The sequence below is a fragment of the Chryseobacterium ginsenosidimutans genome, from assembly GCF_039536845.1.
In the GTDB taxonomy this organism is placed as follows: Bacteria; Bacteroidota; Bacteroidia; order Flavobacteriales; family Weeksellaceae; genus Chryseobacterium; species Chryseobacterium ginsenosidimutans_B.
The window spans coordinates 219865-234139 of the sequence record NZ_BAAAZJ010000005.1 but is presented as its reverse complement, the minus strand read 5'-3'; the positions used below and the strand labels follow the sequence as shown (position 1 = coordinate 234139).

At 34.6% G+C, this 14275-nt stretch carries 11 protein-coding genes; 1 reads left to right on the top strand and 10 read right to left on the bottom strand.

Features of this window, described 5'->3' with window-relative positions; all coding sequences use genetic code 11:
• Positions 1 to 203, bottom strand: a 203-nt coding sequence (locus tag ABD745_RS08050) for a hypothetical protein (protein ID WP_344827820.1), incomplete at its 3' end; no start/stop codon positions are given.
• 1026 nt (positions 204 to 1229) lie between these two features.
• Here ABD745_RS08050 and ABD745_RS08045 point away from each other — a divergent pair.
• Complete coding sequence (locus ABD745_RS08045; RefSeq protein WP_047402257.1) at positions 1230 to 1691, top strand: Lrp/AsnC ligand binding domain-containing protein; 462 nt, start codon at positions 1230 to 1232, stop codon at positions 1689 to 1691.
• Positions 1692 to 1838: 147 nt separating this feature from the next.
• On the opposite strand, the gene ABD745_RS08040 is transcribed toward ABD745_RS08045, so the two are convergent.
• From ABD745_RS08040 to ABD745_RS08000, 9 genes are all read right to left on the bottom strand, one after another.
• A complete protein-coding gene (locus ABD745_RS08040) occupies positions 1839 to 2867 on the bottom strand; it encodes a heme-binding protein (RefSeq protein ID WP_344827816.1) in 1029 nt (342 codons plus the stop codon).
• A gap of 38 nt (positions 2868 to 2905) precedes the next feature.
• Positions 2906 to 3712 carry a hypothetical protein gene (locus tag ABD745_RS08035; protein WP_344827813.1) on the bottom strand — a complete coding sequence of 269 codons (807 nt, stop codon included), beginning with the start codon at positions 3710 to 3712 and terminating at the stop codon, positions 2906 to 2908.
• Between the two features lie 103 nt (positions 3713 to 3815).
• Positions 3816 to 5369 (bottom strand): peroxidase, FMP-type, encoded by a 1554-nt coding sequence (locus tag ABD745_RS08030; protein ID WP_344827811.1) that lies wholly within the window; start codon positions 5367 to 5369, stop codon positions 3816 to 3818.
• A 27-nt stretch (positions 5370 to 5396) separates the two neighbouring features.
• A complete protein-coding gene (locus ABD745_RS08025) occupies positions 5397 to 6884 on the bottom strand; it encodes a ferritin-like domain-containing protein (RefSeq protein ID WP_344827808.1) in 1488 nt (495 codons plus the stop codon).
• A gap of 6 nt (positions 6885 to 6890) precedes the next feature.
• A complete protein-coding gene (locus tag ABD745_RS08020) occupies positions 6891 to 8954 on the bottom strand; it encodes a GMC oxidoreductase (protein WP_344827805.1) in 2064 nt (687 codons plus the stop codon).
• Complete coding sequence (locus ABD745_RS08015) at positions 8951 to 9397, bottom strand: sugar dehydrogenase complex small subunit (protein WP_344827802.1); 447 nt, start codon at positions 9395 to 9397, stop codon at positions 8951 to 8953. Before ABD745_RS08015 ends, ABD745_RS08020 begins: the two co-directional genes overlap by 4 nt.
• A gap of 442 nt (positions 9398 to 9839) precedes the next feature.
• Positions 9840 to 11207: a T9SS type A sorting domain-containing protein gene (locus ABD745_RS08010; RefSeq protein WP_344827799.1), complete on the bottom strand. Its 1368-nt coding sequence runs from the start codon at positions 11205 to 11207 to the stop codon at positions 9840 to 9842.
• Between the two features lie 359 nt (positions 11208 to 11566).
• Complete coding sequence (locus ABD745_RS08005; RefSeq protein ID WP_344827797.1) at positions 11567 to 12976, bottom strand: helix-turn-helix transcriptional regulator; 1410 nt, start codon at positions 12974 to 12976, stop codon at positions 11567 to 11569.
• A 587-nt stretch (positions 12977 to 13563) separates the two neighbouring features.
• A complete protein-coding gene (locus ABD745_RS08000; RefSeq protein WP_344827794.1) occupies positions 13564 to 14160 on the bottom strand; it encodes a hypothetical protein in 597 nt (198 codons plus the stop codon).
• Positions 14161 to 14275 lie beyond the last annotated feature (115 nt).

Below are 14275 nucleotides of genomic sequence, written 5' to 3'. Positions count from 1 at the left end.
TTCAGACGAATCGATCCGGAATTATCGTTAACATCCGGAGTAAGCTGAATGAAATCTCCACCTGTTCCCACCACTGTGGGAGCAACCATAGTCCACCCGGCAGTGTTTACAGGAACTCCTGTAAGCTGATAGGTTTGTGAGCAAAGTCTGGTCGAAAGAGAGAGTAAAATAATGAAAAGCAGAAAGGGGTAGTTTTTTTTCATAGGTGAAAGTTTATTTTAAATCTTGTTGATTATAACTATTATTCGAAAAGATCCAGTCTAACATTTATTTTGCAGTAAAAAACGGTAATTAAGAAAAATGACAGGTAATTTCATTACAATCATGATCTAATAATCACATTTACAATTCTCAGCTTGGTTCTCAGTTACAGCAACTATTCTGCTTCTTGATATAATTTTTATATTCAAGAAAATAAATTTGAACTATCAACTTTTATGAATACTATTTTCAGTTGCTAAATAAGCATCTATATTACTGTGAATGAATAATTCGTAAAAATTATATTATACTGCAAATACATTCATATATTTAACCGCAAATAATTAAGAAAACATAATTGTATTATGGTTATTTATTTTGCATAAATATAGATATAAAGAATAAATTTGTGATAATTAGTTGTCAAAAAAGCAAATTATACTTTATAATAATCGTAATAAAGTATATAATTCTTTAATGTTAATAAAATTTAATAATTGATAGAATAATTTTCTGTTTTGTGAACATCAGATTAGGCATATACTCACTTAAATTCATCCAAGAAAATGTAAAATTGAAGATAAAAACTCTTTAAATGCTATCCGGAAGGATTATAAACCAATATTATTGAATGTATAAATCTTAAAATAAAAAGCAGCTGTACATTTGTATAGCTGCTCTCCCTAAGATTATTTAATTAAGTAAAAACTTTTTTAAATTCTATTTTAATGAAAATATTTTTTTACTTTTAAGTGAGATCATCGGATCAATATATTTTAAAAGTTTGAAAAAGAGACCACCCACTTATTGAGTGATCCCTATTATAAAATATTCCCTATTACTTTTTATTTATTTCAATGAATTTAATTTATCATCATGTGTGTGTCGATTGATGTAAAAATAGACATAAAGAATAAATAAATAACAAAATGACTATAATTAGGTGAAATAAACTTTAAAATTGTGTTTATAAAGAATAAAATTCTTTATCTTTGAGTAAATACTATTGCTTAAAAGAATAATATTCTATGGAACACCTAGATAATAAAGATTTGCAATTACTCAGATTGCTTCAAACGGATGCAAAACTTACAGTAAAAGAACTTGCTAAAGAAATTAATCTCTCACCATCGCCTGTTTTTGAAAGGGTCAAACGACTTGAACAGGAAGGATATGTCAAAAAATATGCTGCTATTCTTGATGCTGAAAAGCTTAATCTTGGGTTTACAGTATATTGTCAGTTAAAACTAAAAAGTAATGACAGTTATCTTGCGGTAGAATTTGAACAGGAAATTATGGAAATTGAGGAAGTTGCAGAATGTTACAGCATTTCCGGTGATTTTGATTTTCTTCTGAAAGTTTATGTACGAGATATGAAACAATATCAGAATTTTGTTTTCAATATATTGGGTTCTGTACCATCCATCGGAAGTACACACAGTACGTTTGTAATGGCGCAGGTAAAAAATATACACGGATTAACGATTTAAAAAAAAATAAGCTCTAATTGCCTGATTTTAAACCTTATTGTAATTAAATATTCTTCTATTGGTTAATTCTTTATTGAAGAAGTCAACAATAGACTAATTAAATATAAAACCTCCAAATTAAATCTGGAGGTTTTTATATTGTAAAAATTATATATCACTTGCTGTCAATCCTTCTGTTGGATCTAAAGTGTCTAAACTTTTAAATTGCATCTGAGTTTCCGGTCTTTTTCTCATTGTATTAATGGTAACATGGGGCCAATTGATAGGTTGCGCCGATCCTGTGGCAGGGAAAACTAAATTGATTGTCTGTGAATACTGCAAGATCTGATCTGCGTTTCCTTCGCTGTCTGTGATGTCTTCGATCCAGAAAGTGGCGTCCATCTTTGTAGCGTTTACATTGGTCTGTATAAACGGGATATTCAAAATTCCTCCGTTGGCATCCGGTGTGTTGGTAGACATCTCTATCACAGTCATATTGGTTACGCCACCCGTAGTTCCGACTAAACTTTCTAATGTAGACTGAAGAAAAGCATTAGGATTGATCTGATTGAATGCCGCAAATTGTGGATTTCCGATGATCTGATCAGAATAACCTAATTGATTGATTCTGTCTCCATTCAGCATGGTAGGAATTGAAGAGGCGGGACTAAAGAAATTTGTCCCCGGATTTTCTGTTTCAATAGAGCTTCCAAGAGCCAGTAACGAGTTTCCGTGAGGGATTGTAGACATACGGGCGATAGTATAACCGCCGTTTGGATTTCCGATATTTAAAAATAATCCTGTTTCTACGTGAATGGTCGAGCCTTGAGGAAAGCCGCGTTCGTTGCAAAAATCGGTTGTACATTCGCTTACAATCTGTTGTTCGTATAATAAGCCAAAGATCATTTGCTCTACCTGTTGTCCGTTTACAACCGGACCACGATTTCCTGCCTGTACTACAACCGGATTGAACGTTAATGTTTCTGAATAAGGAATCACTTCGAAAACAAATCCCTTATCCTGTCCCGGAACCGAAATAGTATTCCATCCGGATGGAGTTCCACTGCCGGGAATCTGAATGTTTTCCCAAACGCCTACTAATGGCGCCAAAGCTCCAAGGTCTGATGCAGAGACTCTGCTAAGAGGAAGAACTTGGGCTCCAAGTGTTAATCCTCTCACTTTACTTTCTAAATTCATGGTTTTTTAGTTTTTATGGTTAAAGTTTTTAGTTTAAATTAAATATAATAAGCTCTTGTCTGAATCGCAGCGGGAGCCGACATACTTGTACGAACTGCAAAAGCAGGAGTGTCACCAATCAGAAATTCCATATCTGTCTTCATTTGATGATCAGAATTTCCGTAAGTCATCTTTACACGCTTTTTACTTTGTTCTTTTGTTAAAAAATGAAGTTTTGTCGGTTGAAGAATATTCCAGCGGCAGCCGATCAGTTTGTTCTCAAATTGTCCGTATTCTGTGATAGGAGAGAAGGCAGACATTTCCGGGATAAGATCTGCAACATCTGCAACGCAAGTGAAAATAGATTCTTTACTGTCTTTAGGATCGTTACAGGTTACCGTCCACTTGTTTTGCCCCGGAACGTTCAAAGATGGGAGATTGGTGGTAAAAGTTGTTTTAAATTTCGGTTCTCCGAATAGCTCAATTCCGGCTTTGATTGCCATATCAGCGTCACAAGGAACCCAAACGCGTTTGTGTCCCATTAATTTTGTCTGTTCTTCTCCGCGAAGATATTCTTCAGCGGCTACAAAAGCTACGGTATCTTTTTGGGATTCAGGGTAACAGACGATATTTAGCTCAATTTCCTGTGTTGTGCTTGCTCCGTCGGGAAACTGTCCTGTATAATTTTGAAAATTAAAGCTTACCAAAGCTTTTCCTTTGAAATCTGAGGCAATAAGACCCGTATTTTCCAGATATTTTAAAACTTTTTTTCTGTCTATTAAAAATGCGACTTCAATATTGAACAATGTCGCATAATAAAATGGTAATCCAAATCCATTTGGAATTGGAGGCAGTTGATTTTTCATGATAAATAGTTTTTAATTTTTAAATTTAAAAACCTTATAGATTACTGAAACCTATAAGGTTTAATACTATCTGTCTCAATTTAATAAGACAGAATGAATAATTTTACTCTTTGTGATAAGGACATCCTGAAGGTGGATTTACACCACCTTCAGTAATTGAAGCAGGTGTTGTCATACTCATTGCAGAAGGAGCGTTGAAGAACTGCTCTTCGATTATTTTTCTCTGGTCTGCAGGAATATCCTCCATTTTACGAAGCGTATTTACCTGAATGTGAGGCCAGCTTGTCGTACCGCCGTCATTTCCAAAATCGAATTCGAAGAATATAATTTGTTCGTATTGAAGCTGAAGAATTTCTTTTCCATCTTCAATCACGGTTTCAATCCATAGACGGAAATCTACTTCAACAGTAGGAACAAAACGATTCACAAAAGGAACATTTAAAATTCCTCCCTGTGCTCCGGTTTTCATTTTTGATGACATTTGGATAAGGACGTAGTTGGCTACATTTTGTCCGCTCAACGTGTCTCTTAGTCGCATATCCGGACGTACAGAATACGGATATAGATCATCAGCAAGTATTCTCTGCGTATAGATTTTGTTTGAACCCGGATCATTTTGATCAGTTAATGTTTCATGAACCCAAGCTGGTGCCGGTTCATCAAGATTGATGGGATTGGTAATACTTGCTCCTGCGCCACCCATCGTCGGTGAAATAGCAAGATGATCAGGCTGCCAGGTTGCATCACCGTATGGGAATTTTGGGGAGCCGCTAATCAAGTAATTTGACCCACTTGGTGCGATATCTCCCAATAAAGTAATGGTACTTCCGTGAGGAATAACTCCACTTCTTGAGATAGAATAATCAGGAATAAAATATGGTCCTGTGATACCATCCATTGGCTTTATTTCTTGTGCAGGAATGATTTCATAATATTGTTGCCCTTCTTTTAACTGGCTTAAAAGAATATATGAAGAATTACCGTTTTCGTCTCTTACTTCCACCAACGGTTCGTTTCTGTATTCTCCTTTGTATCCGTAATTTTTATAATCCTCATCAGAAAAAGCGTGAATTCCACGATCTCTTTTTATGGTTTCTTCAGTCGCGGCATAATTGTAGACATCACTTAACCAAAGATACATTCCGTTTTCTTCGTGAATACCCATGTACTGTAAATTCTCCTGTCCTTCTTGTTTATTTACACTTTTAATGGTTTGCTCATATTTTACGGCTCCACAAAATAATTCACTTGCGCCGCCACGATTACGAACGCCGCCCGGAACGATTTCGAATGTTAACTTTTCAATATACTCTTCGCTGTCAAAGCTGAATTTCCCGGGAATTGTTCCCGGATTTGTACCCGGAGAAGGCATAATCGTGGTGTGGATTCCGCTTCCTAATGATGGTCTGTCTATGTTTTTATTGTAATTGGCATTGTAGCTTACCCATGTGCCATTAAGTGCTGCCAGAACACCATAATCTACATTATTCGCGATTTCCTGTAAATTTTCTTCTCTAAAAGGTCTTACAGGATCATCGATCAATAGTTTCGAATAACCATTCATCAATTGAGCCAAGTAGCCTTTCTGTTCTTCCGGTGAAGCTTTTAATAATCTTGCATTAAGATTTTCAACAATCTCTTTTTTTCTTTTTAACATGGTATTAGTTTTTATTGGTTGTTTTTATTAATTTGAAGGGTATTCAAAAGTTGGCCCTGCATTTTGTTGTGCATTTAATGGTTGTTTCATCAATTCAACAGCTTGCTCTTTCAAAGCATACATATACATGATGGATTTTTCCAATTCTTTTGCATTCCCTTCTACGGCTGCCTGAATGGCATCTAACAGGTTTTTATAAGTTTGATTAAATGCTTTTCCCTGAGCAAATAATTGTGGATTTGATTGGTAATCTGCCATTTTTGGATTAGGTTTCATAGGATAAGCTGCGCTCCAGTCAACTGGTAATGGTTTTCCGACAGGTGGAGTAGTGACAGGCATCATTCCATTTTCATCCATGAATGGTTCGTAGTTTCCGCCAACATAAAAATGCTCGTGGAAAACTTCCTTAAATCTGAAATAATGTGCGAGTTCTGCTCCTTCTTCAAACTGTGAAGGATCAACATCAAAAATAGAATCATCCGCACCCTCACCTTGTCCTTTAATTTCCTGAAAAACAGCAATTACTCCGGCTAAAGATTCCACAGCGTGTAATTTTCCGCCGCTTCCGTAATATTGTTCCGGACGGATCTGTTTTGCAGGATCTCCCGTGAAAATTCCTCCAGTATTTAATTCCTTGAAATTCTGCGGAAAACTTCCGTGTTCTTTGTAATAAGCAATGATTTGGAAAACGACAATATAGAAGAATAAAACATCATAATACTCACCGATTGTATGAACGTTCTGCATCATAAAATCCTTCATGTTTTCCAAAGTCCAGAAGTTATTTTCCTGAACGGCACTTTTTGAAAGTAATCCTGAAGGGGTAATTTCGTGGTCATATTTCGGAGCTTTTACCAATGGGCTGCTCGGGCTTTCAATGGCAATAAAAGTAGCAATACTGTTTGTTGAGAATGTTTCCAGACCTACGAAAAAATCAACGTTCATTGGAAGTTTCATTGGATAAGTCGGGTAATTCTGAGGTCTGTTTACTGATGGCTGAATGCTTACTGCATTCATCACGTTGCAAACCATGATCATATGAAGCATTTCTTCTACGGCAACACTTCTGATGATTTGTGAAGCCAGAATATTTGTTCCGTCTTTAATGGAATATAAAGCTGTAAGATACGGTGGAATAGTAGAATGCTCAATCAAAATTGCAGTTTGCAAAAGATCCTGCAAAATCGGACGGTAATCGAGATTTTCCAATCCGTTTTTTAAATCTGAGGTATTTTTTACTGTTAGTTCTGAAATCGGCTGTACTTCTGAAATTTCAGCTTTGAATTGAGAACTTAAATATTGGTTAAATTCTTCAATCTGATCGTTTAACAATAAATTAGTTAATGTTTTGCTGTGGTGTTTCAACCCTTCAGTCCAATCTTCTTTATTGATTTTTGAATCAAATAATAGTGACTGTAATGAAATGGCGTCTTCAACGATTGTATTTTTAGCAAAAGAGCTTTTTAATAAATTATTATCTTGAGGTTCTGCTTTATTGATAAGTCTTTGTCTCATTGGTTTTTATTTTAAAATTGTTTCCAGATCCTGCAGAATAGATTCTACCGAACGGATTGTGAATGCTGATAATGTTAATGTAGGATTTGAAGTTCCCAGAGTGGTCATATTTCCTGCTCCGACGATGTATAAATTCGGGTGATCCCAGGATTTACAATAGCTGTTCGTTACGGAATCGGTGGAGTCGTGTCCCATTCTGTGAGTTCCCACGATGTGTCCCGCTCCATTGTAGGAATATCTTACATTGTTGTAAACGAAAGTGTTGTTGTCTGTTGCGTTGTATTTTGTGAAATCTTCTATGCCTAATCTTTCAAACATCTGATCAGAAGCCAGTTTGGCTTGTTCCATAGCTTTCATTTCATATTCAGTCAGTTCATAATTAATAACAGGACGCGGAATTCCCAAAATATCAAGATATTCATTATTAATTGTCACTCGGTTGTTCGGATTGGGTAATTGCTCAACTTCAAAATGGAATAAAACCTGTCTCGAAAGTCTGTACGCCAAAGCTTCTTTCAATTCTTCACCAAAAAGACCTTTACCCAAAAATTCTGAAAGGTCTGATCCCGGAGAAAAAGCAGGCCAGCTCCATCCCCAATTGTCAAGCGGAGAAATCCACGCAGAAAATTCACTTCTGAAATTCCCGTCACGGAAAGACGAAATATTGGTTGTAGAACCCGGACCTCTGTAAGAATAAATCGGATCAGGGAATAATCCCCAAGTCAGCATTACCATATGATCCATTAAGTTTCTTCCTACCTGATCGCTGCTGTTGGCAACGGTTTTTTCAACTTTTTGCCCGTTTTCGATAACGGTATATTTTGAATTTAAAAGAATCTTAGGATTTTCAAAAGCGTTTGCTGCAAGAATCACTACTGAATCTTTTGTATCAATAACTTCTTCAACAAAATCCGTTTTTTCTTTAGAAATATATCTTCTTAAATGAACTTTTGATATCTTATGTTTATCCGTCTGATCTACACTTAATCTGTAAACAACACTCTGCGCCTGAACCTGAATGTGAGGATTTCTTTGCAGATTTTCGTTTTTATTAACCTTATAAAGTGCTTTTTTAAGCGTTTTCAGGGCATTATATTTTGCCTGAACCGGACAGATCGGAACGCAGGAAGCATTTCCTTCGCAACGTTCTCCCATATAAGGATTCCAGACTGCGCCCAACGCTTTGTATTCTTCGTTTTCGATATTATTTAATGATAATTTATATCCTGATTCTGATGGTTCTGCCTTGATTAATTTGGCTTTTCCATAAGCAATATTTGGGGTAGAATTTCTTCCTTGCGGTGAAGGAACAAGCATTAATGGAAAGTTTTCAAAATTTAACTGTACTGAAGTTCCTGTTAATCCTTTGATAATTTGCTGATCCATATAACTTTGTGGAATTTCGTCCATCGGAAAGACATAATCTTTACCGTAATAATCTTCCATGCTTTCCTTAATCGGATATTCCTGCGCTGCAACATTCCCCGAAACGCCGATTTCAAACTCTGCCATTTCATAATAAGGCTTCAAAGTATCGTAATCAACCGGCCAGTCCATTCCTCTGCCGTATTTTTCCTTTAATCTGAAATCGTTTGGAAGCATTCTCGGTGTCGTTCCCAGCCAGTGAAGGGTAGTTCCGCCTCCGACTCTGATCGCATCACTCGCAAAAGGCATCGGACCAAACTGTACCAAATATCCTTTTTTATCAGGAAACGGCGGAATGATAGGCTCCATATCCAAAACATTCGGTGAAGGTGCCTGTTTCAAATCCGGATAAGGTGAGTTCGGAACTTTTGCTTCTTCCATATAAAACTTACGGATATATTCGTTATAAGTCGTCATAGAGGTTGCAGAATCCAACTCCAGTCCGGCTTCCAATCCTGCTTCGTACATTAATATAGATAGCTCTTTATACGTTTTTGAGTCATTCATTTCGGTACGGTGGATCATTTTTCCTTTCTCTGTATCAAAAACATGGTCTGTCAGAAGTTTTGCAATCAAAGATCCGGCAATTCCCGTTCCTACGATGATTACATCTTTCTTTGGCTGTAATTTGTCTGTCTGGCTCATGCGTTGCTGTTTACAGGTTTAACGCCCCAAGATTTAAAGCCCGGTTGCTTTGCTCCCGGTGGATGTGCGTGCATAACATTCCATACCAATCCTTCTTTGTAAGAAAGATCATTTACATAAGCACCTTCCCAGGTTCCCAGATACCAAAGCGTGATAATGCTGTTTGCAATATCCTGAGTCGCGGCATTGGCAAGAATATCAGCAGAAATAGCATTGTTGAGCTGATCCTGAGTGTAAGAATTTTCAAGAGCATTTTTAGAAACATTCAGGAATTCTGTGAAAGTTGCGGCTTCTATATGATCCAGAATATGTCTGTAATAAATCTCGGCTAAGCCTGTAGATTGCAGTTCGTTCACGGAAAATCCTGTGAGGGATTCTGATATAGCCATGAACACGTCGAAGTAATAATCACTGACGTTGGTGATGATTTTGTTGATAATCATTTCGTTGAATTTTAATGGTTTAAAGTTTTTAGTTTTTTAGGGGTGTTTTTAGCTTTTTATTTTCTCATGCTTTAATTGTTTGATTAATTCCTGATGATAAAATTAAATATTTTTCACATTGGTTTGAATAAATTATATTTATTTAGAATCTTTCAAAAGAAAATGTTAAATCTGAAATTTATGATAAAAAAATATGTTTATTGTTTTGAAATTTTAATAATCTTTCAAAAAATAGAGTGTTATAAAACGGCAATATATATTATGTGTTAACTTTTAGTGAAAAAATGATGAACAGTGAAAAAACAGCTAGACTTTTTAACCTCCAAAAATGGGTCATGAACGATTAATAAAGACTTTAAACAAAAAAAACCTGAGAACTTCAAATGAAATTCCCAAGTTTCCCCTAATTTTACTAATTGTCTTTAAAACTTAATCAATCATTCTATTTTTTAATTATTTTTTTTACTGTATTTTTTCCGTTCTCAAATGTCACTTTTAAGAAATAAGCGCCTTTTGGAGCATCGGTAATATCAATCTGCTGATCTGTCATTCTTGCATTAATAATTTGTCCGACTGCATTCGTAACTTCCGCTGATTTTATTTTTCTTTCATCTTTAAAATAAATGATTCCGCTCGTAGGATTTGGATAAATTCCGAAACTGTCATTATTTTTAATATCATTTACAGAGAGTGTATTCAGAGAAATTCTTTTCACTCTCGTTCCGCTTTGAGTATAGGCTATGACAAGGAAATTATTCACAGGATCGATGGCAAGATCTGTGTAAGTTGCCGCTCCGTCAGAAACAAAATCACCGCCGACTTTTGCCCAGTTTCCCGCACCTGAATCAAATTTATACACCGTATTTCTGGTATGATTTGCATTCGAGCTGTCCCAAATACTTGAAACAACATACGGAGTTCCGTTTGGAGAAACCGTAATTGCAGTATTATTTACAACCGTATCCGAAAAATTAGCTGCACCAATCTGTACCCAGGAATTTCCGTCAAACTTCTTTACATTTAATTTTCGTCCTTCCGCCGTACTTGAAACATAAACAACGTAAGGATTATTATTGCTGTCCAAAGCAATATCTGTGAATGAGTTATCCGAAGTGTATCCGTTTCCTAAAGCTGCACCTCCAAGTAACGTCCAGGAATCTGTACTTGATGCATTGGCGCTGATTTTGTAAACTTTTACACCACTTGCAATCTGGCAGACATAGATATTATTGTCAGAACCAATTACCATCTCTGCAAAAGTAGAGCCACCTGCAAAACCCGCTGTTCCAACCTGTTCCCAAGTTCCGTTATTGAATCTTCTCACAGTTCCTGATCCGTCTGAACCGTAAGCAAAAAGGGTATTGGAGGGTGAAACTGCAGTTGCTTGATAATTAACACTATTTGAGGTTGCATTCGGCAATAATGTCCACGCTCCGGAAGTGAATTTTCTAACCTCCATTCCTGTTCCCGGATAACCGATCTGGTTGCTGTAATAGATACTTCCCTGTGTATCGATAGTCAAAGAATTGAAAGTTGCCGTTCCTGTTGTAATTCCGGCAGAACCTCCAAGATAAGACCAGGAATTTCCGTCAAACTTCTGTACAGAACCCTTCGCCACAGAAACATCATAATAAGAGATATAATAATTCCCTGAAGCATCAACTGCTAAATTATTATAGCTTGTTCCTCCCGCCGAAACGATAGAAGAAGAACCTACATTATCCCATTGTTGAGCGTTAGCAAAAACATTCAGACCAACTCCACAAACCACAAGAGCTTTTCTGACATTAAAAAAAGAGTTATTTTTCATAATAAAAGAATGTTTAAAAAAGGTTGAATTTTTTACGAATTTTCAGTTGTAATAAATTGTGATTTTTGGTGTGGTTCTTTTGGTGAAGAATTATCAACAAATTTATCAGTTACATGAAATAAACACTCTTTTAATTCATAAATTATCAATAAATGACATACTCATTACATACTTTTTGATGGTTTTGAGTCTGAAAATTATGAATTTTATAAAATTGAGAAAAAGAAGTTGTAATTTTTGATAGAAAAAACGGAGATGTAATATCTATTTAGATTGATTGATTTTGTTGTTTAATTATTATTTATTTAGTGTAAATTTTGAGATATTAATAATTGAAACGAGATTGTAAATTGTAGAAATTAAAGCCCGTCGATCCAGTTATAAATGTCAACCGATTGCGGAATTTCAAACTTTTTTCTGAGTCTGTATTTTTTATTCTGAACAGTTCTGGTTTCTATGAATGTATATTTTGCGATTTCTTTTGTCGTTAATTTTAATTTCAAAAGCGCGCAGAATTCTATTTCCGATTGTTGAAGTTCCGGATTCAGCTTTAATAATTTATCAGAAAATTCAGGAAAAGCATTTTCGAAGGCAAACATAAAACCGGGATCATGATTTTCAATGAGACTGATGAGATTTTTGTAAGTTTCATGCAGATTTTGATTAATTTCTGTAGTTTTTTTCTTTTTAAATTTAAAATAAAGAAACAATAAAGTTCCGATTACTAAAACCAAAGAAATTCCCCAAAGCAGAAGATTTTTGCTGAATGATCTGTCCTGTTCCTGTTTATCTTTACTGATTACTTCCTGCAAAGAATTGTATTTGCTTTGCAACATCTGCAAATCGTACTGTTTTATTTTATTTTCATAAAAATCGGCACTGTCTTTTTGGTTAGTTAATTGATAAATTTCGCGTAGATATTTATGAATGTTATTGATATTCAGTTCGATTCCGATTCGCTTGCTAATCTTTAAAGCTTCATGGAAATTTTTGACGGAGTTTTTATAATCTTTCTGATTTTTATAATACTGACCAATAACGCTGTAATTGCCTATCATTGATTTATCTTCCGAAATATCCGCAGGTTTTATATCGATTGATTTTTTGGCGTAATAATAAGCTGAATCCAAATTATACTGAGAATAAATATTGGAAATATTCGAATAGTTCAGATATTGAAAACTGGCAAATTCTTTTGGATCTTTCAGTTCGATTCCTGTTTTTATTTCTTCCAGAATTTTTTTTGCAGCGTTTTCCGGTTCGTTTTTATCTAAATAAACGTTAGCAAAACTACTTAGAACATTGGCTTTAGCATAGAAAATTTTCTTGCTTTTCGATTGATCTTTTTGTAGGATTTCGTAGGCATTATTTAAATGAAAAATAGCTTTATCATAAAATTTATTCACAGAATAGGTCTCTGCAATGTAAATATTTCCCATTGCTTCATAATACACATTATTATATTCACCGGAAACTTTTTGTAGCTCTTCGGAAGAAATGATGAGACTGTCGACCAGATTTTTATTGTAAAAATATCGGCATTTTTTTTCCAGCAGTTTCATTTCTGAAATAGAATCTTTCAGCGTTCTGGATTCTTTTATGAGATTGTTGAGCTGTGAGTAGGCTTTATCGATATTCGTATTAAAAAGTTTAGAATTCGAGGAAACTTTATTTTTGAATTCTTTTCTATTTTCCTGTGATTGAGAATAGAGTAATGAATAAAAAAATAAGCTGAAAAAAAACATCAATCGAAGAGCTTTTTCAATCATTTGTAAACAGTACGGCTTTGAAATTAAATATGAATTATTATGTAAAATTAACAATATTATCAGTAATTACTTGAATATTTAAAAAGAAATATATAAAAGTCTTGAATTAAATTATAAAAGCCATTACAGAATAGTAAAATCGACTTTAATTTTAATCAATATTTTTTTAATTATTGATTTTGAGTTTGTTTAGGCGGTGTTTTAAAAAAGTAATCGGTGGATTAGAAAATTCAGACCTGTTGAATAAAAAGTGTTCAGATTGATGAGAAATGGTTGAATTTCAAATTATTCAGTTTTTCTAATCATGCGGTTTATTTAACTCCTTAATTTAAAGATATTGGACGGGACATCATTTTGCACAAGCCAATGATATGTCTTCGGAAGGTTAGCCAGGAATTCAAAAATGCCGATTTTTTTTGAAATTGAGAGACCGGTTCATGGGCTTGAAGATCTTAAAAGATGAAATACCACAATTAAAAAAAGGCAACCATTCTCCGTGATTTAAAAGAGAAAAGTTGCCTTTAAAAACTAATTGTACGTAAAATTTTACTCCGATATAAATACGGAAACTATATAAATTTCTTAATCTAGTTAAGAGTGATGACTTTGTTAAAAACATTCCCGCCTTCCTCAACACTGATGATATATTTATCAGAAGATCTAAGACTAAGGTCGAAAGTCAGATTAAGCTCTCCATCAGTAGCTTTTTTTGTCGCGTTGTAATAAATAGTGTCAGAAAAATCAGTTACGGAAATATTAGCACTGTTTTTTACACCCGAAAGATGAAGTTTTACCATATTCCCAGAAATGGTGTATTCCGGTTTATTAATTTCAGCAAAAGGAGTTTTTTCGATCTCCAGCGTATTGTTAGTACTGATGCTTATTTTATATTTCTCAATCTTCTGATCAGATTCTGCTACCAGATAATAAGTTCCTGCAGCCAGATTTTCCAGATTATAAGATTTCGTTACAGAATTTTCCGTTCCTACTTTTTCAGAAAATACTTCTCCGTAAGTATCATTATAGATTACTAAAGATATATTTTGTGCGTTAAGGACTTCAAAATTTACAGTTTTTGCTGTTGACGTTCCAATAGAAAGAGAAAAATCTCTGTCTTTACTCATCAAACTTGCTGAGATAAACAGGAATCCCACAAGAAAAGCAGATTTTAATAATTTGTTCATAATGATAAAGTTTTTGTTATCAGTTATTTGTATTGCAAATGTATAACAGTATACTATCTTAATCTACAATACAATTTTCATATTTATGTACTATATTAACCTTTAAATTATTTTA